At 67.2% G+C, this 17,351-nt stretch carries 15 protein-coding genes; all 15 read left to right on the top strand.

Going from position 1 to position 17,351, the window contains the following annotated elements; all coding sequences use genetic code 11:
* Positions 1-289 precede the first annotated feature (289 nt).
* On the top strand, positions 290-1,471 hold the full coding sequence (locus IB242_RS12965; RefSeq protein WP_192279950.1) for a cystathionine gamma-synthase: 1,182 nt from the start codon (positions 290-292) through the stop codon (positions 1,469-1,471).
* Positions 1,468-2,316, top strand: a complete 849-nt coding sequence (locus IB242_RS12960) for an ABC transporter permease (RefSeq protein ID WP_192279948.1) — start codon at positions 1,468-1,470, stop codon at positions 2,314-2,316. The genes IB242_RS12965 and IB242_RS12960 overlap by 4 nt, the downstream gene beginning before the upstream one ends.
* Positions 2,306-3,676, top strand: coding sequence for an ABC transporter ATP-binding protein (locus tag IB242_RS12955; RefSeq protein ID WP_192279946.1), 1,371 nt, complete (start codon positions 2,306-2,308; stop codon positions 3,674-3,676). The genes IB242_RS12960 and IB242_RS12955 overlap by 11 nt, the downstream gene beginning before the upstream one ends.
* Positions 3,676-7,965 (top strand): glycosyltransferase, encoded by a 4,290-nt coding sequence (locus IB242_RS12950; protein WP_192279944.1) that lies wholly within the window; start codon positions 3,676-3,678, stop codon positions 7,963-7,965. Before IB242_RS12955 ends, IB242_RS12950 begins: the two co-directional genes overlap by 1 nt.
* Positions 7,962-8,990: a dehydrogenase gene (locus IB242_RS12945; RefSeq protein ID WP_192279942.1), complete on the top strand. Its 1,029-nt coding sequence runs from the start codon at positions 7,962-7,964 to the stop codon at positions 8,988-8,990. The genes IB242_RS12950 and IB242_RS12945 overlap by 4 nt, the downstream gene beginning before the upstream one ends.
* A gap of 143 nt (positions 8,991-9,133) precedes the next feature.
* Positions 9,134-10,915, top strand: coding sequence for an ATPase, T2SS/T4P/T4SS family (locus IB242_RS12940; RefSeq protein WP_192279940.1), 1,782 nt, complete (start codon positions 9,134-9,136; stop codon positions 10,913-10,915).
* The gene (locus tag IB242_RS12935; RefSeq protein WP_192279938.1) at positions 10,908-12,116 is read left to right on the top strand and encodes a type II secretion system F family protein; all 1,209 of its coding nucleotides are present in this window, start codon (positions 10,908-10,910) and stop codon (positions 12,114-12,116) included. The genes IB242_RS12940 and IB242_RS12935 overlap by 8 nt, the downstream gene beginning before the upstream one ends.
* Positions 12,117-12,121: 5 nt before the next feature.
* On the top strand, positions 12,122-12,574 hold the full coding sequence (gene gspG, locus IB242_RS12930; RefSeq protein WP_192279936.1) for a type II secretion system major pseudopilin GspG: 453 nt from the start codon (positions 12,122-12,124) through the stop codon (positions 12,572-12,574).
* Complete coding sequence (locus tag IB242_RS12925) at positions 12,516-12,971, top strand: prepilin-type N-terminal cleavage/methylation domain-containing protein (RefSeq protein WP_343237143.1); 456 nt, start codon at positions 12,516-12,518, stop codon at positions 12,969-12,971. The genes gspG and IB242_RS12925 overlap by 59 nt, the downstream gene beginning before the upstream one ends.
* Entirely contained in the window at positions 12,961-13,377 is a 417-nt protein-coding gene (locus tag IB242_RS12920; protein ID WP_192279933.1) for a type II secretion system protein, read from the top strand. Before IB242_RS12925 ends, IB242_RS12920 begins: the two co-directional genes overlap by 11 nt.
* A gap of 5 nt (positions 13,378-13,382) precedes the next feature.
* Positions 13,383-14,039: a type II secretion system protein gene (locus tag IB242_RS12915; protein ID WP_225540640.1), complete on the top strand. Its 657-nt coding sequence runs from the start codon at positions 13,383-13,385 to the stop codon at positions 14,037-14,039.
* A complete protein-coding gene (locus IB242_RS12910; protein WP_192279929.1) occupies positions 14,029-15,081 on the top strand; it encodes a type II secretion system protein GspK in 1,053 nt (350 codons plus the stop codon). The genes IB242_RS12915 and IB242_RS12910 overlap by 11 nt, the downstream gene beginning before the upstream one ends.
* Positions 15,020-16,078, top strand: a complete 1,059-nt coding sequence (locus IB242_RS12905) for a hypothetical protein (RefSeq protein WP_192279927.1) — start codon at positions 15,020-15,022, stop codon at positions 16,076-16,078. Before IB242_RS12910 ends, IB242_RS12905 begins: the two co-directional genes overlap by 62 nt.
* Positions 16,075-16,698, top strand: coding sequence for a hypothetical protein (locus IB242_RS12900; protein ID WP_192279926.1), 624 nt, complete (start codon positions 16,075-16,077; stop codon positions 16,696-16,698). Before IB242_RS12905 ends, IB242_RS12900 begins: the two co-directional genes overlap by 4 nt.
* Complete coding sequence (locus IB242_RS12895) at positions 16,695-17,306, top strand: hypothetical protein (RefSeq protein WP_192279925.1); 612 nt, start codon at positions 16,695-16,697, stop codon at positions 17,304-17,306. The genes IB242_RS12900 and IB242_RS12895 overlap by 4 nt, the downstream gene beginning before the upstream one ends.
* Positions 17,307-17,351: the final 45 nt, after the last annotated feature.

Genomic DNA, 17,351 nt, shown 5'->3' with positions numbered 1-17,351 from the left:
CGCTGCGGCCGGTGTGTGTGTGGGGGGGCTGCCGGATGGCCCACATCTAAGGGGGCCGACCACGCTGTGGTGTAGATGTGTCGCGGTGGAACGCGGGCGAGCCGACGGCAGACGCCGTGCTTCGCCCGGCCGACAGTGGTCCAGCCCCATCGAACGGATCCCGGGTCTGTAGGAAGATGCTCCGGCTGGTCAAAGGTGCGTTAAGCCGGCTCCGCTAGAATCCTCGTCCTTTGAGCCGGCGTCCGGGCCGTTCCCGGGCCGCCTGCCGTCCACCCAGCCGGACAGGACCATGTCGAACAAGCACACAGACGGTACCCAGCAGCGGACGCTGGCGCTGGCCACGCTGGCCATCCACGGTGGCCAGTCCCCCGACCCGTCGACCGGCGCGGTGATGCCGCCGATCTACGCAACCTCGACCTACGCCCAGTCCAGTCCGGGCGAGCACCAGGGCTTCGAGTACTCGCGGACCCACAACCCGACCCGCTTCGCCTACGAGCGCTGCGTGGCATCGCTCGAAGGCGGTACGCGCGGCTTCGCCTTCGCGTCGGGCATGGCGGCCAGCTCCACCGTGATCGAACTGCTGGATGCGGGCAGCCACGTGGTGGCGATGGACGACATCTACGGCGGCAGTTTCCGCCTGTTCGAGCGCGTGCGCCGCCGCACCGCCGGGCTGGATTTCAGCTTCGTCGACCTGACCGACCTGGCGGCCTTCGAGGCGGCGATCACCCCGAACACGAAGATGGTCTGGATCGAGACGCCGACCAATCCGATGCTGAAGATCGTCGACATCGCCGCGGTATCGGCGGTCGCGAAGAAGCACGGCCTGATCGTGGTGGTCGACAACACCTTCGCCTCGCCGATGCTGCAGCGCCCGCTGGCGCTGGGCGCGGACCTGGTGCTGCATTCGGCCACCAAGTACCTCAACGGCCACTCCGACATGGTCGGCGGCATGGTCGTGGTCGGCGACGACGCCGGGCTGGCCGAGCAGATGGCGTTCCTGCAGAACTCGGTCGGTGGCGTACAGGGGCCGTTCGACAGCTTCCTGGCCCTGCGCGGCCTGAAAACCCTGCCGCTGCGCATGAAGGCGCACTGCGCCAACGCGCTGGCCCTGGCCCAGTGGCTGGAAACGCACCCGGCGGTGGACAAGGTGATCTACCCGGGCCTGGCCTCGCACCCGCAGCACGCGCTGGCCGGCACGCAGATGTCCGGCTATGGCGGCATCGTCTCGATCGTACTGAAGGGCGGTTTCGAGGCCGCGAAGCGGTTCTGCGAACGCACCGAGCTGTTCACCCTGGCCGAATCGCTCGGCGGCGTGGAAAGCCTGGTCAACCACCCGGCGGTGATGACGCATGCCTCCATCCCGGTCGCGCGCCGCGAGCAGCTCGGTATCAGCGATGCGCTGGTGCGGCTGAGCGTGGGCGTCGAGGAGCTGGAGGATCTGAGGGCGGACCTGGAGGAAGCGCTGCGATGACGGCGTATCGTCCTGACGGGCGGTCCGTGGCGCGGCAACTTCTCAACCCGTTCTCGCCCTACCGATCACTGTTCGGGTACGGCAGGCTGGTTTTCGATCTGACGCGCCGGGATATCTCGGGGCGCTATCGCGGAGCCGTCGTCGGCAGTCTTTGGGCGTTCCTCACGCCCCTGCTGATGCTGGCCATCTACTCCTTCGTCTTTGGCTACATCTTCCAGGCCCGATGGACGGCCGACGAGACGCGTGACGTGCCGTTTCCGATCGTACTTTTCGTCGGCCTGGTGTTCGCCAACTTCTTGTCCGAGTGTCTGAACAGGGGGCCGACGCTGGTGACCTCGAATCCGAACTACGTCAAGAAGGTCGTCTTCCCGCTGGAAGTGTTGCCTTGGATCGGGACCGGAAGCGCGTTGTTCCACGCGGCCATCAGCGTGGTCGCGCTCCTAGTGGCCATGGTGGCGACGGGCACCCCCGTGGCGCCTACCGCCGTTCTGCTGCCGTTGCTGTTCCTGCTGTTCCTGCCGATGGTCGCTGGCATGATGTGGTTCCTCGCGGCAATGGGCGTGTTCTTCCGCGATCTGCAGCAGTTCATGGGCGTGATGTCGACCGCCCTTGTTTTCCTGGCGCCGATCTTCTATCCCCGGACGATGCTGCCGGAGGCCTACCGCTGGTCGCTGTCGCTCAATCCACTGACGTTCATCGTCGAGTCCGCGCGCGACCTGGTGCTCTGGAACCAGCTGCCCGCCTGGTCGTCCGTCGCCGGCTACGGGCTCGCTTCGCTCGCGGTGGCCTGGTTCGGATGGATGGTGTTCCAGCTGACACGGCGGGGGTTTGCCGATGTCCTCTGATACGCAACTGGCGATCCGTGCAAGCGGGATCGACAAGTGTTACGCGGTCTATGCGCGTCCGGCCGACCGGCTCAAGCAGATGGCGTCCTCCGGCCTGAAGCGGCTGACCGGACGTGAGGGGCGAACGTTCTACACGCCGTTCTGGGCGTTGCGGGATGTGTCGCTCGAAGTGGCACGGGGCGAGTGCGTCGCGCTGATCGGGCGCAACGGGTCCGGTAAATCCACCCTGCTTCAGATCGTGACTGGCACCGTGGCGCCGACCGCCGGCCAGATCGTAGTCAACGGCCGCGTCGCCGCCCTGCTCGAGCTGGGATCGGGCTTCAATCCCGAGTTCACAGGCATGGAGAACATCTACCTCAATGCGTCGCTTCTCGGGATGGAACGCTCGGAGGTGGATACCAAGCTGGACGACATCCTGTCGTTCGCCGACATCGGTGATTTCGTTTCGCAGCCGGTGAAGACCTACTCCAGTGGCATGGTCGTGCGATTGGCGTTCGCCGTGCAGGCGCAGATCGATCCGGACGTGATGATCGTCGACGAGGCACTCGCGGTCGGCGATGCCCGGTTCCAGGCCAAGTGCTTTGCCCGGCTCAAGGCACTGCGCGAGCGCGGCACGTCGATCCTGCTCGTGACCCACTCGACGGAGCAGGTGGTGACCCACTGTGACCGGGCGATCCTGCTCGATCAGGGAAGGAAGTTGTCGGAAGGCGCACCCCGCCCGATCGTCAACCAATACCTGGATCTACTGTACGGTCGCACCAAGGGCCCTTCCGCGGCGGACCGGGGAATGCGGGTGCAGGCCGACACGGAGGTCGTGGACGCGCCACTCCCGATGCCTGCGCTACTGGACGCATTCGATGCGGATTTCGCGAGCCGTCAGGATCCGATGTTCGAGTCGCGTCCCTGCTATAACCCATACGAGCATCGTTGGGGAGATCGCCGCGCCGAGATCACCGACGTGGTCGTGTTCGCCGGTGACACCCCGTATCCGCAGACCATCCCTGCGCGAAGCATGCTGACCTGCTACATCCGCTATCGCTTCGACGATCCCATCGTCCGGCCGATTTTCGGATTCACCCTCAAAACCAAGGAAGGTCTGACGGTCTACGGCATCAATACCGAGATGGCTGATGCCGGAAAACTGTTCGACTCCGATACCGGCAGCGGCGTGATCTGCTGCCGGGTCGAACTCAATTGCGCGCCAGGGGACTACTTCATCTCGCTCGGCATCGCCAGCCGCGATACCTCCGGCGAGGTGGTCCCCCATGACCGGCGCTACGATGCGATCCACGTCTGCGTGGAAGCCGACGGCCAGTTCCTTGGCATTACCGACCTGCGTGCAGAACTGAAAGTGATCTGATGCCGATGACTCCCGATTTTTCCGCACGCTACGCGCGCTCATCTGAAACCGGCTGCTGGCTGCGACAGGGCGAGACATCCGGCTGGGACTACAGCGATGGCGACCAGGTCGAGAAGGCGCTGCTGGAGCGAGTATCCGGTTGCACGGATCGCTCGAGCCTGTCGCCGGAACTGGCCGCCAGCATCGTGGACTGGCCCACGCGCTATTACTTCAGTGCGCGCCGTTCCAATCTGCTGCGTCCGTTCGAGTCGCTTCTCGCCGGGCGGGTTCTGGAGGTCGGTGCGGGCTGCGGCGCTGTAAGTCGACACCTGGGCGAAACCGCAGCAGAGCTGATCGCGTTGGAGCCTTCCGCACAACGCGCACGCGTGGCCGCGGCCCGCTGTGCGGATCTGCCTGGCGTTCAGGTGGTGGTCGACGATCTCGAGTCATTCCATGCGCTGGGTGAACGTTTCGATGCGATCACGCTCATCGGCGTTCTCGAATACGCCCATCGTTTCAGCGACCGCGCGGATGCCGCGCTGCACTGGCTAAAGCTCGCCCACGGACTGCTCAATCCGGGTGGAGTCCTATTCGTCGCCATCGAGAACAAGCTTGGGCTCAAGTACTTCGCCGGCGCCCCCGAAGATCATCTGGGCCGGCCCATGCTCGGCATCGGTGACCTGTACGAGCCGCGGGGGCCGCGGACCTACGGCCGCGTGGAGCTGGAAACCATGCTGCGGGACGCAGGATTCGCCCGGACCGGTTTGGCGCTGCCGTTCCCCGATTACAAGCTTCCCACCTCGGTGCTGTTGTCCTCGGGGCGTGACGCGATGCCAGGCTTCGATGGCGGGGCAGCGCTTGCGGAAGCGTCGGTCGCGCGTGATGCCGATCTGGGCGGAGCACCGTTGTTCGCGATGGATCGCACCTGGTCGGCGCTGGCTGAAAACGGCTTGATCGTCGACATGGCGAATTCGTTCCTCTTCGTCGCCCATGCCGACCCGACCAGCGAGATCTTCGGCGCGGCGAACGAGGCCTGCTCGGCGGTTCATTACTCTGTCGATCGGCTTCCTCCGTTCTGCAAGCAGGCGCGTTTCGTCTTGGATGGTACGGGCCTGGGGGAGGTGCGGAGAACGATGCTGGTCGATGCGCTCGACCGAACGACGGCCTCGGGTTATGCCTGCCAGCCGCAGGACGAAGCCTACGTTGCGGGGAATGCGTGGAGCCGCGATCTGTATCGGCGCTTGCGCAGGGATGGCTGGAAGGTGTCCGACCTCGCCGACTGGCTTGACGCGTGGATGTCGGCGATCAGCCGACATGCAGGGACGTCCTCCGAGGCGCTGTTGGTCTCGGGTCAGCCGCTCGACCATCTGTTGCCCGGCCGCTGCCTCGACATGCTCCCACACAACCTGGTGCAGGACGGTGCCGGCGCGCTGCGCTTCATCGACCAGGAATGGGTGCGCGCGGGGGGCGTGTCGCTCGGACACCTGCTGTTCCGGGGGCTTTTCGAGACCCTTTCCGCATGCCCACCCGTGGCACGCCCTTATGACGAGGGCGAGCTTTCCTTCGGCGCCTTCATCCAGCGCCTCATGGGCACCTTGGGGCCGAAGATGGTTCCCGATGCGGCACGCTACGCCTCCTGGCTCGGTTACGAGCATGAATTCCAGCGGGCGGTGGCTGGCGCGGCATCAGGTCTGGACCAGGTTGCGCTCGACGCCGCGCGCCTGCATGTGGCCCCGCTCGCCACCGTGGAGGGCAGTGCAGGGCGTGCGATGTCCGATGCATTGGCCATGCATGAGGATCTCGAGCGGCTCCGGCAGGCCTATGCGGGGTTGGAGGAGGAGCATGAGCGGGTGGCCGACTGGGCGCGCAGGCTCGACGGCGAAGTCATCGAGCTCAGGCGATTCGGCGATGTCCGGGGAGCGGTCGAGCAGCAGATCCAGGACCTGCTGGTGCCGATGCAGTCTGCGCTCGTGACGATTTCCGAGCGTATTGCTGCTGACGCACTGGCCAGCGCCCAAGCGCTCGAAGCCAAGAATGCCGAGCTTGTTTCGAGCCGTAAGGAGCTGGAATCGAGCAGGGCGGAAGTGGTTGCCGCTCAGCGTGAGGCCGGCGACCTGCAGCAGCAGCTCCGGACCATTGTCCATTCGCGCTCGTGGGCGCTCACGCGACCGTTGCGTTTCGCAGGAAGGGTTCTGCGCAGGGATTGGGACCAGGTGCTGCAGTCGCTGCGGGGGCGGGGGCTTGCCTCCAAGTCCTGGCTGCGGCCTTTTGCGCGGCCGGTGCGCGCCTGGATGCTGAAGCGGGCCCAGCCGCCTGTTCCGGCAGCGCCGATTGCCGCCGATGCCGATCCGGAAGTGATCCTCGGTGGTTTGTCCGTGCCGGTCCACGCGGCTCCCGACGTCACGGTGATCATCCCGGCGTATGGGAACCTCGGTTACACCGCCGCTGCGGTCCGCTCCATCGTCGATTCGGCACCGACTGTCAGCTACGAGATTCTGGTGGTCGAGGACGCCTCGGGTGATACCGACATCGGTCGCCTGGCCCGGGTATCCGGGCTGCGTTACCACGAGCATCCCCGCAATCTCGGATTCCTGCGTTCGTGCAACGCGGCAGCCTCGCTTGCGAAGGGGCGCTACCTGTGCTTCCTCAACAACGATACGCAGGTCACTCAGGGATGGCTGGAGGGCCTGCTCGAGGTCTTCCAAACGCACCCCGATGCCGGGATGGTGGGGTCCCGCCTGGTGTATCCCGATGGCCGCCTGCAGGAGGCCGGCGGAATCGTCTGGCGCGACGGGTCGGCGTGGAACTATGGCCGCCTGCAGGATCCGCAGCAGCACGAGTTCAACTACGTGCGGCCGGCCGACTACTGTTCTGGCGCGAGCATCCTGCTGGAAGCACGGCTGTTCGATGCGCTGGGTGGCTTCGACGAGCACTACTGCCCGGCCTACTGCGAAGATTCCGACCTCGCGTTCAAGGTGAGGCAAAGCGGGCTTGAGGTGTATTACACGCCATTCTCCACCGTGGTCCATTACGAGGGCATCTCGCACGGCACCGATACCGGTACCGGAGTGAAGTCGTACCAGACCATCAACCAGGGCAAGTTCCTCCGACGCTGGAAGGACGTGCTCGCTTCGCACTATCCCAATGCCGAGAACGTGTTCCGCGCCCGCGACCGTGCGTGGGACCGCAAGGTCGCGCTGATCGTCGATCACTACGTACCCCAGCCCGACAGGGATGCCGGATCGCGTTCGATGGTGGCGTTCATAGATGCCCTCCTCGATGCCGGATGGATCGTCAAGTTCTGGCCCGACAACCTCTGGTTCGACCCGGTGTACACGCCGAGACTACAGCGGCGGGGCGTGGAGGTGATCTACGGCGAGCGCCGCCTTGGTGGCTTCGAACGCTATCTCCAGGAGTGCGGCGGCGAACTCGATGGGGTGCTGTTGTCGCGGCCACACATCGCGCTGCCCTACCTGGAAAGCCTGCGCCGCCATGTGCCGTCGACCTGGATCGCCTATTACGGCCACGACCTGCATTTCAGGCGGCTCGACAGCGAAGCCGCGTTGACCCAGAGCCCCGAACTCTGGAAGGAGGCCCGGCGGTTCGAGGCGCTCGAGCGCACGCTGTGGGCGCGTGCCGACATGGTGCTCTACCCTTCGCAGGAAGAGGCGGACGACGTGCTCGGGTTGGCTCCGGAGGTCAACGCGCGCGCCATTTCCCCATACGCGTTCGATCACTTCAATGACGCTTCCGAGCCCGATGGCCGCGCCGATGTGCTCTTCGTCGCCGGCTTCGCGCATCCCCCAAACGTGGACGCCGCGGTCTGGCTGGTGGAAGAGGTCATGCCGCTGGTCTGGCAGCGACTGCCGCAGGTGAACGTGAGCCTGGTCGGCTCCAAGCCCACCGCGCGCGTGCAGCAGCTGGAGGGGGTGCGGGTCGAGGTCACCGGCTATGTCAGCGACGACGAGCTGGCGCAGCGGTATGCCCGTGCACGGGTCGCGGTGGTCCCGCTGCGCTATGGCGCCGGCGTCAAGGGCAAGGTGGTCGAGGCGTTGCAGAACGGCGTGCCGCTGGTCACCACGCCCACCGGAGCGCAGGGCATTCCCGGCGTGTCGGACGTGGCGGTGATCGCCGGAACGCCGGCCGGCATCGCCGACGGCATCGTCGCGATGCTGGGCGACGACCAGGCCTGGCGGCGGCATGCGCGTGCTGGGAGCGCACTTGCCCGCGCGCTGTTCTCCCGTGAAAGCCTTGCGGCGCAGCTCACAGCTGCGCTCACCCCGGATTCGATTAAGGAGCAGGAACGATGATCGTCAGATCGAGGGCGCCGCTACGTCTGGGACTCGCGGGAGGCGGCACGGACGTATCGCCCTTCAGTGAGCAGCACGGCGGCTTCGTCATGAATGTGACGATCGACAAGTTCGCCTATGCCACGCTCGATGCCGCGCCCTCGGGCAAGGCCGAGTTCCACGCGCTGGATGCGGACTCGGCCCAGGTGCTGGCGCCGTCGGAGGTCGACCTGTCCGCCGGCCCACAGCAGTTGATGCGCGGTGTCTATCTGCGCGTCTGTCGCCAGTTGCTCGGCGGCGAACAGCCCCCCCTTCGCGTGCGTGCGCACTCGGACGCTCCTCCGGGATCGGGCCTGGGCTCATCGTCGACGATGGTGGTGGCGCTGGTCACCGCCTTCGCCGAGTACTTCGGCCTGGCCTTGGGCGAGTACGAGATCGCCCAGTTGGCCTACGACATCGAGCGCAAGGATCTCGGGCTGTCCGGTGGCAAGCAGGATCAGTATGCGGCGGCATTCGGTGGCTTCAACTTCATGGAGTTCTATGCGGAAGACCGCGTCATCGTGAATCCGCTGCGGATCAAGGACTGGGTGTGGAACGAGCTCGAAGCCAGCTTGGTGCTCTATTTCACCGGCGTTTCCCGGGCATCGGCAAAGATCATCGATGAGCAGTCGCGCAACATCCGCGAGGGACGCAGCGACTCGCTCGATGCGATGCATCGCCTCAAACAGGAGGCGGTGCAGATGAAGGAGGCGGTGCTGCGCGGCGATCTGGAACGGTTTGCCCAGGTGATGCAGTCCGGCTGGCAGGCCAAGAAGCAGAGCGCCTCGAGCATCACCAACCCGATGATCGACGAGCTCGAGGCGCTGGCATTCGCCAATGGAGCACGCGCGGCGAAGGTGTCGGGAGCCGGCGGCGGCGGTTTCATGATGTTCTTCTGCGACCCTGCCGAACGAGTGCGCCTGGTGCGTGCCCTGTCGGGCGCGGGTGGAAGCGTCTACGATGCCCACTTCACGCCGCACGGAACGTCGTCCTGGCGGATAGGATGAGCACGGACGCCGCGGAGTGGCGGCTGGCCGCTTGCCAGCCGACGGCGGGTTGAACCGATAATGGCGTGATGGGGGCGGCATGCCGTCCCGACGCGACGGCCGCATTGGCCATTGCTGCCCCGTACCCCGTGATGAACACTCCGATGAACGCCGTTCAGTCCACTTCCGTCATACCGACGCCCCTGCTCACCCGGCGGCTGGGCGACATCCTCGTCGAGCGGCAGATCGTATCGACGTCGGATGTGGCCAAGGCTCTGGCGTTCCAGGAACAGTTCGGTGGAAGGATCGGCAGCGTGCTGGTGAGGCTCGGAGCGCTGTCCGAGGAGACACTGCTCTCGGTGCTGGCCGAACAGCTGGAAATGCCGCTGCTGCTCGGGCATGAGTGGCCCGAAAGCGGCGAGGCGATACGGGCAGTACTCGGCGGCACGCCCTATACGGTCGGATGGTGGCTGGACAACGGCGTGGTCGCCTGGCCGTCCGGATCCGGCTCTGCGATCGCCGGCGAGCCCGGGATCGAGCCGGAAAGTGCGCCGCAGCTCGACCTGCCTCTTCTCGTCGTCGCCCGCGACCCCCTCGACTCCCTCGTGAACGAGGCCTTGGACCGGGCCTTTTTCGGGCGTGCGTGGTCCTGGCGGCTCGCTCAGACCCAGGATGTGGATCGTCTTCTGGACATGCTTGCCAGCGGCCGGTCAGGCCCCGACGCACTGTGGGACGACGATGATGTCAGCCATCTGCGGGAACTGGCCGAAGAGGCGCCGGTCATCGAGCTGGTCAACAACATCCTTGCCCAGGCCATGGACCAGCGCGCCTCGGACATCCACATCGAGCCGGAGGAGCAGGTCTTCCATGTGCGCCTGCGCATCGACGGCATCCTGCATACGCGCATGACCCTGCCGGCCAGCCGCTATCCGGCGGTGGCCTCGCGGGTGAAGCTGATCTCCGGCATGGACATCGCCGAGCGCCGTCTGCCGCAGGACGGCCGCCTGGGCACCCGTGTCAGCGGCCAGGAGGTCGACGTGCGCGCTTCGGCGGTTCCGGCGGTGCATGGCGAATCCATCGTGCTGCGCCTGCTGCCCAAGGAGCGCCAGGACCTCAGCCTGGAGCGGCTGGGCTTCTCTCCGCGCGACCTAGGCCTGTTCCGCACCTGGGCGCGCGAGCCGCACGGCATCGTGCTGGTCACCGGGCCGACCGGTTCGGGCAAGTCGACCACGCTCTACGCGACGCTGGAGGAGATGAACCAGCGCGACCGCAAGATGATCACGGTCGAGGATCCGGTCGAGTACCAGGTCGACGGCGTGACCCAGATCCAGGCCAATGCCGAGATCGGCTACACCTTCGCCCGTGCGCTGCGCGCCATTCTGCGCCAGGACCCGGACGTGATCATGATCGGCGAAATCCGCGACCTGGAAACCGCCGAAATCGCGGTGCAGTCCGCGCTGACCGGCCACCTGGTGCTGTCCACGCTGCACACCAACGACGCGGTCAGTGCCTTCACCCGCCTGATCGACATGGGTGTCGAGCCTTTCCTCGTCGCCACCAGCGTGCGCGCGGTGCAGGCCCAGCGCCTGGTCCGGCGGCTGTGCCCACACTGCAGCGTGCCCACGGAGGTGCTGCCGGCGGTGGCGCGGCTGGTTCAGCCGCTGATCGAGCCGGGCACCGTGCCGGGATGGCGGCAGGCGGTCGGCTGTCCGCGCTGCCAGGGCACCGGCTACCGCGGGCGTGCCGGCATCTACGAACTGGTCGATGTCACCCCGGAGCTGCAGGAGCTGATCCTGGCATCCGCGACCGCGGAGAAGATGCGCGCGGTGGCCACCGCGCAAGGAGGCAGGACCCTGCGCGAGGATGGCCTGCTGAAGGCGATGGCCGGACTGACCACGGTCGAAGAGGTGGTCAGGGTGACCGGCGGGATCGGCGCCGATGGCTGAGTCCATGGCGTTCCGCTACGAGGCCATCGACCGTTCCGGCAACAAGGTGTCCGGCACCATCGATGCCGCCAGCGACGGCGAGGCCTCACGCTTGCTGGCGCAGCAGGGATTGACACCGTACGAATTGAAGGCAGCGCGGGCGGCCTGGAGCGGCCCGCGCCGCAAGACCGCCTCCACCCGCGAACTGCAGCTGGTGCTGCATGAGTTCACGACCCTGCTGGAATCCGGCGTCGGACTCGTCACGTCGCTGTCTTCGCTGGCCAAGTCCAGCCACCATCCCGCACTGACCGGCGCATTCGCGGGGATGGAACGCTCGGTCCGTCGAGGGGACAGCTTCAGCGCGGCGCTGCGCGAATCGAAGCTGCCCGTGCCCGAGTACGTCCATCAGCTGGTGCATGCCGGCGAGGCGACCGGCCGGCTCGCCGAGGCGATCCGTGGCGGTGTCGACCAGTTCGAGTACGACCAGCGGGTCCGTCAGGAGATCGTCGGCGCGATGATCTACCCGGCGGTACTGGTCGCGTCCGGCATCGGTGCGGTCGGCATCATCTTCATGTGGGTGGTGCCCCGGTTCGGCGGCCTGCTCACCCAGCATGGCGACGCGATGCCGGCGATGTCGCGCTGGACCATCGCCACCGGCGTCTGGCTCAGCGAGCACACCTGGTGGGTGCTGGGTGCGGTCGTGCTCGCTGCCGTTGCGCTGCGCGGCCTGCTGGCGGCGCCCGGCGTGCTCGACCGGCTGGCTGAACGCATCGCACGCCTGCCGGTGATCGGCGACTGGCTGATCGAGGCCGAAGTGGGACGCTGGGCCAGCACCCTGTCGGCGCTGCTGTCGGGCAAGGTCGAGCTGATCCGCGCGCTGGGGTTGTCCGCGGCTTCGGTGCGGATGGGATTCCTGCGCGACCGCCTCGGTGCGGTGGCGCGGTCGGTCAAAGGCGGAACGACCCTGTCCGCCGCGCTGCGCGAGCATCGCGCGCTCAATCCCACCGGCTACGACCTGGTCGCCGTCGGCGAAGCCAGCGGCGAGCTGCCCAAGCTGCTGGCCGCGCTCGCCCGCCTCTACGAAACGATGGGCCGGGACCGGATGAAGCGCGCGCTACAATTGATCGAACCGCTGGCGATCATCATCATCGGCGTGGTGGTCGGTACCATCATGACCGCCATCATCCTTGCCATCACCAGCGTCAACGACGTCCCCATGTGACCGCCATGAACCGTAACGCCTCAAACCGTCGTGCCCGGAACGCCGGCTTCACCCTGCTGGAAATGCTGGTGGTGCTGGTCATCATCGGCCTGATCGCCAGCCTGGTCGGCCCACGCCTGTTCTCACGCGTCGACAGCTCCAAGGTCCAGGTCGCCGAGACCCAGGTCCGACTGCTGCGCGGCGCCATCGAGACCTTCCGGCTGGAAGTCGGCCGCATACCGACCACCGACGAGGGGCTGGCGGTCCTCTATACGGCACCGGCCGACGAACGTGCCAAGGCCCGTTGGCGGGGCCCCTATCTGGACGAGGCCGTGCCGGCCGATCCCTGGGGCAACCCGTATCGCTACTCGACGCCGGGCCGGGACGGCCTGCCGTTCGCGATCTACTCGCTGGGCGCCGATGGCGAGCCGGGCGGGGAGGGCATCAATGCGGACGTCGGCTTCCTGCCGCCGCAGTAAGCGGCTTGTGCCTGCGTCGGCAGGCGGCTTCACGCTGCTGGAAATGCTGGTCGTGCTCGTGATCACGTCGCTTACCGTCGCGTTGATCGTGCCGCGTCTTGCCGGCACCGTCGCGGCCATCCAGCGCAGCGGCGACCGTGCGGAGGTGGTGCGGCAACTCCAGGAGCTGCCCATGCGGGCTCGGCAGGATGCCGCGGCCATCGTGGTGCCTGCGCAGGCGGATCTGTCAGGCGTACTGCAGCTGCCGGAAGGGTGGAGCGCGGTCACGCTGGCGCCGTTGCAGGTGAAGCAGAACGGGATCTGCCTGGCTACCAGCGTGCAGGTGGTTCCGGCCGGCGGATCGCCGGAGGAATGGCGTCTGGCGATGCCGGACTGCGCGGTCGTCGATGAGCCGTAGACCGCAAGGTTTCTCGCTTCTCGAAGCCATCGTCGCCCTCGCGATTCTGGCGTCGGTCGGACTGGCTCTGTTCGCGGCGATGAACCAGTCGCTGAACATGGTCGCGCGCGCGGAGGTCGTGCGCGAGCGCGAATCCGTCCTGCGCAACGTGGTGTCCTGGGCGCAGGTGATCAATCCCGGCGTGCAGCCCCAAGGGGAGCAGCTCCTCGGCGACGTGCTCGTGCGATGGAAGTCCGAGCCGGTCGAGCCGCCGAGGGACGCCTCGACGGGGCATGTGCGTGCCGGGCTCTACCGGGTGGGCCTCTACCGGGTGCGCATCGAAGTGGATCGGGATGGCGAGCCGTTGGCCGAACTCGAGCTGCGTCGCGTGGGTTACCAGCAGATCCGGCGTCCGGAGGCTCTGTGAGCGCGATGCGCAGTGTCCGGAAAGCCGGTGGGTTCACCCTCCTTGAGGCGGTGGTCACCCTGGTCATCGTGTCGATGCTGATCGCGATGCTGATGCAGGCCCTGTCGCAGTCGCTCGGCCTGCGGACCCGGATGCTCCGGCTGTATGGCGAGTCCAGGGAAATGCTGCTCCAGGAAGCCTGGTTCCGGGAGAGCGTGGGAGCGGCGCAGCCGCCTGTTCTGGGTCCCGGCGACGCGTTCGACGGGGAGGGCGATGCCGTGTCCTACATGAGCGCCGCACCGCTCGTGGCGAATGGCAGTGCGCGGGTTCGGTGGTGGTTGGCGACCGACGAGGCCGGGCTTGTGTCGCTGAACTATGCCGATCCGGACGTGGAACACCTGCGTGTACTTGATGGCCTGCTTCAGGATGCGGCGTTCTCGTATCGAGCTGCCGAGGGAGAATGGCGTTCCGAATGGCAGGGCCTGCCACCGGCGCGCGTGCCGGTGTTCGACGCCGAAACCATGGTGCCCGAGGTCGAGCCCGAGCCGATCCTCCCACGTTTGGTACGGCTCCAGGCGGTCACCGCCGGTGGACGCCGCATCGACTGGGTAGTCCATCTCTCGTCCGACCTGAGGGTTGGCGACCAGAGTGCAGGCTCCAGGGAGATGCGCGGTGATCTGTAGGACGCGTCAGGCCGGGTTCGTCCTGGCGGTCACGCTGTGGCTGCTGGCCGGCATCGCCGTCGCTGTCGGATTCATGACCCTGTGGGCCCGTGCGCAGATCGAGCAGGCCCATGTCGACAGCGTGCGCCTCGAGGATGAAATCGCCACCATCGAGACGCGCGACACATTGCTGTACCTCGCATCCACGCGCGACTTCACGCTCGCCGGGCTGCCGCTCCAGCCGTTGTCCGAGGACGCTCTCGCCGCCCGGCGCCTGGACGAACTGGGTGGGGTGGTCATGGATCCTGTCGGTGGCGAGCTGCGGCTGGATGCCACCCTTTATCGGGGGCGCGGCTCGGCCCTTTTCTCCATCCAGGACGAGGCCGGACTGTTTTCGATCCGCGCGCCATCCCCCGGGGCGCTGGAGCGGTTCCTGCGGACCGAGAACGTGGAGGAGGACCGGATCCCCCGGTTGCGCGACACACTGCTCGATTACATCGACGAGGACGATCTGGTCCGCCTGCACGGGGCCGAGGCGCGCGACTACGAACGGGCGCACCGTCCGCCGCCGCCTAACCGGCCGCTACTGCTTCCCGCGGAGCTGCCGCGCGTGCTCGACTGGGACGCGTTGCCACCGGACCAGCTCGCTTCGATCATGCGGCATGCCACGGTCAACTATGGCGGCTCGGTCAACCTGAATGCCGTGCCTGCCGCGTTGTTGCCCACTTGGGTCCCTAACTGCCCAAGGGCCTGCGAGGCCATCGTGCAGCGGCGCACACAGGCCCCGCTTCGGCGAACGTCCGAAGTCGAAGCCCTGGCGGGCGCCCTGCTGCCCGGGGATCCTGCGGTCGATTACCGATTCGTTGCGTCCCAGGTCCTGCAGCTCGACGTCTGGGGCCGTAAAGGGCTGGGTCAGCGCTATCATGTAAAGTTGACGCCCCTCGCCGACCAGCGCGGGCCCTGGACGATTCTCGCCGCTTATCCGGTTCCCCGCCCCGCCGATGACGACACCCCCGAAGAGACCGACGGCGCTGTTTTCGCCGAGCCGCAGCTACAGCGATGACCAGGGGCCGCCACGGGCGGCCGGTGGCAGGCTGGGCGGTCAAGAGTGGGTCGTTCCCCGGGCAGAGTGCCAGTACCGGCAGCAGGACTTTTCGAAGGTATCCCCGCGCCAGAGGGCGGCGGCAGCGCGTCTGGCGATCCCCCGGCTCGAGCCGGCGCCCGGCGCGCGTGTCCATGTCGCCTGGCAGGGCGCGGTGGCGCACTACTGGATCTGGACGCCGGGACAGCTCGAGGCCGATGCGCGGCGTTATCGCCGCTGGCTTCCGGAGAGCCGGCTGTACGCGCCCTTGGAGGACGGCATCCGGCTGCTGCGCGTCCATCAGGGGTTCGAGGGTCAGATATGGAAGGGCGGCACGCTGGCGTTCGATCAATGGTGGAGCGGTGTTCCGGATCTGCGCGCGTGGCAGCACTTCCTGCGCTCGGGCGGGCTCGATGTCGGCAGCGTCGACCAGGTGCCCCAGCCAGCGTCGCTCGCGTGGGAGCAGGTCCCGTGGGGCGATGCGGGCGGTGGGTTCACGGTCGATGCCGCAATGGCCGAGCGCATGGCCTGGTGGGGCGTGGCGACGCTGCTGGCATGCGGACTGGGCTGGCAGGCGATGTCCCTGCTGCGCTGGCAGTCTGCGGTGAGTGCCGAAGGCGTACGGCTGGAAGCGGCGAGGAGCGAGGCGCTCCCGCTGCTGGATGCCCGCGAACGGGCGGAGCGCGCCGCGAGCGAGATCGAGTCGTGGTCGGCCCTCCAGCCGGGCATCAGCGACTACGCGTTGATGCTCGACGTGACCGCCATCCTGCCCGAGGACGCACGCCTGAGCAGCTGGAGCCGCGAGGCTGACAAACTGCGCACGATCGTCCTGTCGCGCGAGTCCGATCCGCGCAGGTTCATCGCCCCATTCGCCCAGTCCACCCGGTTCTCCAACGTCGTGGCCACACCTACCGGGGCTGGTGGAATGCTCATCGAGTTCGAGTTGGCCCAGTCAGACGCTGTCGGAGTCGTTCGATGAGCCGCGATCGTCTTGAACAGCTCCGCGGGCAATGGGCGGGCGCGAAGAGGCAGTGGGCGGACAACCGGCGCCTGCGTCTGGCGGTCATGGTGATCGTGGTGTTCGCCGGTTTGCATGTGCTGATGGCGCTGAACGACCTGCGCCTTGATGCGATGGAGCAGTACGACAAGGATCTTCAGCTGAGAGAGCGTCTGCAGCTTGTTGCCGGCCAGCCGGAGTGGGTCGAGCGGGCCGAGCAGGCCGAGGCGGAACTGGCGATGCTCCACCGCCAGATCCTGCAGGTGTCGAGTGCGGGACAGGCGCAGGCCGAGGCCCGCGCATGGTTGAGCGAATTCGCTGCATCGATCGGCCTGGCCGAGACTTCGATCAAGGTCGAGAACGTGCTGGATGTGCCAGGCCGCGACGAACTCCGGCAGGTGCTCGCGCGTCTGGATGGCCGCTTGCCGGCCTTCGGCCAGGCCGCAGCCGTGCGGGGTCTGGCTCGCGGCCTGCCCTGGATCCAGGTCGAACGCCTCGATATCGACCAGGCCAATACGCCCCGCGTCAGCATGGTGGTCCGCTTCTATTACAAGCGCTCGGCCGTGGCGACGCCCCCGGCGGCGCAGGAGGCTGGCCTGTGAATCCCATGCTGAAAGCCGTGCTCGCGGGGGCAGGTGCGCTGGCGCTCGGTGCACTTGCTGCGCTTCTCTTCGGATCGGCACCGTCCACGAGCTCCTCCAGTCCGCCTCTCGCTACGGACTGGGTGCTGCCCACGTCGCGCATCCCTGATCTGGCAGCGCTCGATGCGCGATGGGAGCAGCAGCCGCCCTGGCCGCAGCCGCCCAAGCCGCCGGAACCTGTTGCCGCTCTCGCGGAGGCCGCTGCCGTGGCACCCACGCTCGCGGTGCCTGTCGGCATCGCCCGCGGGAAGCGAGGGCCGGAAGCCATCTTCAGCGTATCGGGTGCGGGCGAGCTGCGACTTCCCGTCGGTGGCCGTCTCCCGGATGGCGGCCGCGTGACCAAGGTGTCCCGACTCGGTGTCGAATGGGTCGATGCCGAGGGCGAGCAACACGAGCACGAGCTGTTCACTACCTATCGGGTGCAGGAGCAGGCCACCGGTGTCGCCCCGGCGGCGGCCAGTGGCCTGCCCGCCGCACCTGCCCCGCGTGGGCAGCGCGGAACCGCCCCGCAGCGCGCCCAGCCACAGACCAAGGACGGGACACAGCGGCGCTGGCCCGGACGCAGCTGATGTCCCGTCTGCGCCATGCCGCCGTATCCTTGAATTCCGAGTGAC

The organism is Xanthomonas sp. XNM01 (assembly GCF_014851915.1).
In the GTDB taxonomy this organism is placed as follows: domain Bacteria; phylum Pseudomonadota; class Gammaproteobacteria; order Xanthomonadales; family Xanthomonadaceae; genus Pseudoxanthomonas.
This window is presented reverse-complemented; position numbering and strand designations above follow the sequence as displayed.

Bases quoted from the DNA above. Each gene is read 5' to 3' on its own strand.
- IB242_RS12965 (WP_192279950.1), top strand. From the start codon at position 290: ATGTCGAACAAGCACACAGACGGTACCCAGCAGCGGACGCTGGCGCTG.
- IB242_RS12960 (WP_192279948.1), top strand. From the start codon at position 1,468: ATGACGGCGTATCGTCCTGACGGGCGGTCCGTGGCGCGGCAACTTCTC.
- IB242_RS12955 (WP_192279946.1), top strand. From the start codon at position 2,306: ATGTCCTCTGATACGCAACTGGCGATCCGTGCAAGCGGGATCGACAAG.
- IB242_RS12950 (WP_192279944.1), top strand. From the start codon at position 3,676: ATGCCGATGACTCCCGATTTTTCCGCACGCTACGCGCGCTCATCTGAA.
- IB242_RS12945 (WP_192279942.1), top strand. From the start codon at position 7,962: ATGATCGTCAGATCGAGGGCGCCGCTACGTCTGGGACTCGCGGGAGGC.
- IB242_RS12940 (WP_192279940.1), top strand. From the start codon at position 9,134: ATGAACGCCGTTCAGTCCACTTCCGTCATACCGACGCCCCTGCTCACC.
- IB242_RS12935 (WP_192279938.1), top strand. From the start codon at position 10,908: ATGGCTGAGTCCATGGCGTTCCGCTACGAGGCCATCGACCGTTCCGGC.
- gspG (WP_192279936.1), top strand. From the start codon at position 12,122: ATGAACCGTAACGCCTCAAACCGTCGTGCCCGGAACGCCGGCTTCACC.
- IB242_RS12925 (WP_343237143.1), top strand. From the start codon at position 12,516: ATGGCGAGCCGGGCGGGGAGGGCATCAATGCGGACGTCGGCTTCCTGC.
- IB242_RS12920 (WP_192279933.1), top strand. From the start codon at position 12,961: ATGAGCCGTAGACCGCAAGGTTTCTCGCTTCTCGAAGCCATCGTCGCC.
- IB242_RS12915 (WP_225540640.1), top strand. From the start codon at position 13,383: ATGCGCAGTGTCCGGAAAGCCGGTGGGTTCACCCTCCTTGAGGCGGTG.
- IB242_RS12905 (WP_192279927.1), top strand. From the start codon at position 15,020: ATGACGACACCCCCGAAGAGACCGACGGCGCTGTTTTCGCCGAGCCGC.
- IB242_RS12900 (WP_192279926.1), top strand. From the start codon at position 16,075: ATGAGCCGCGATCGTCTTGAACAGCTCCGCGGGCAATGGGCGGGCGCG.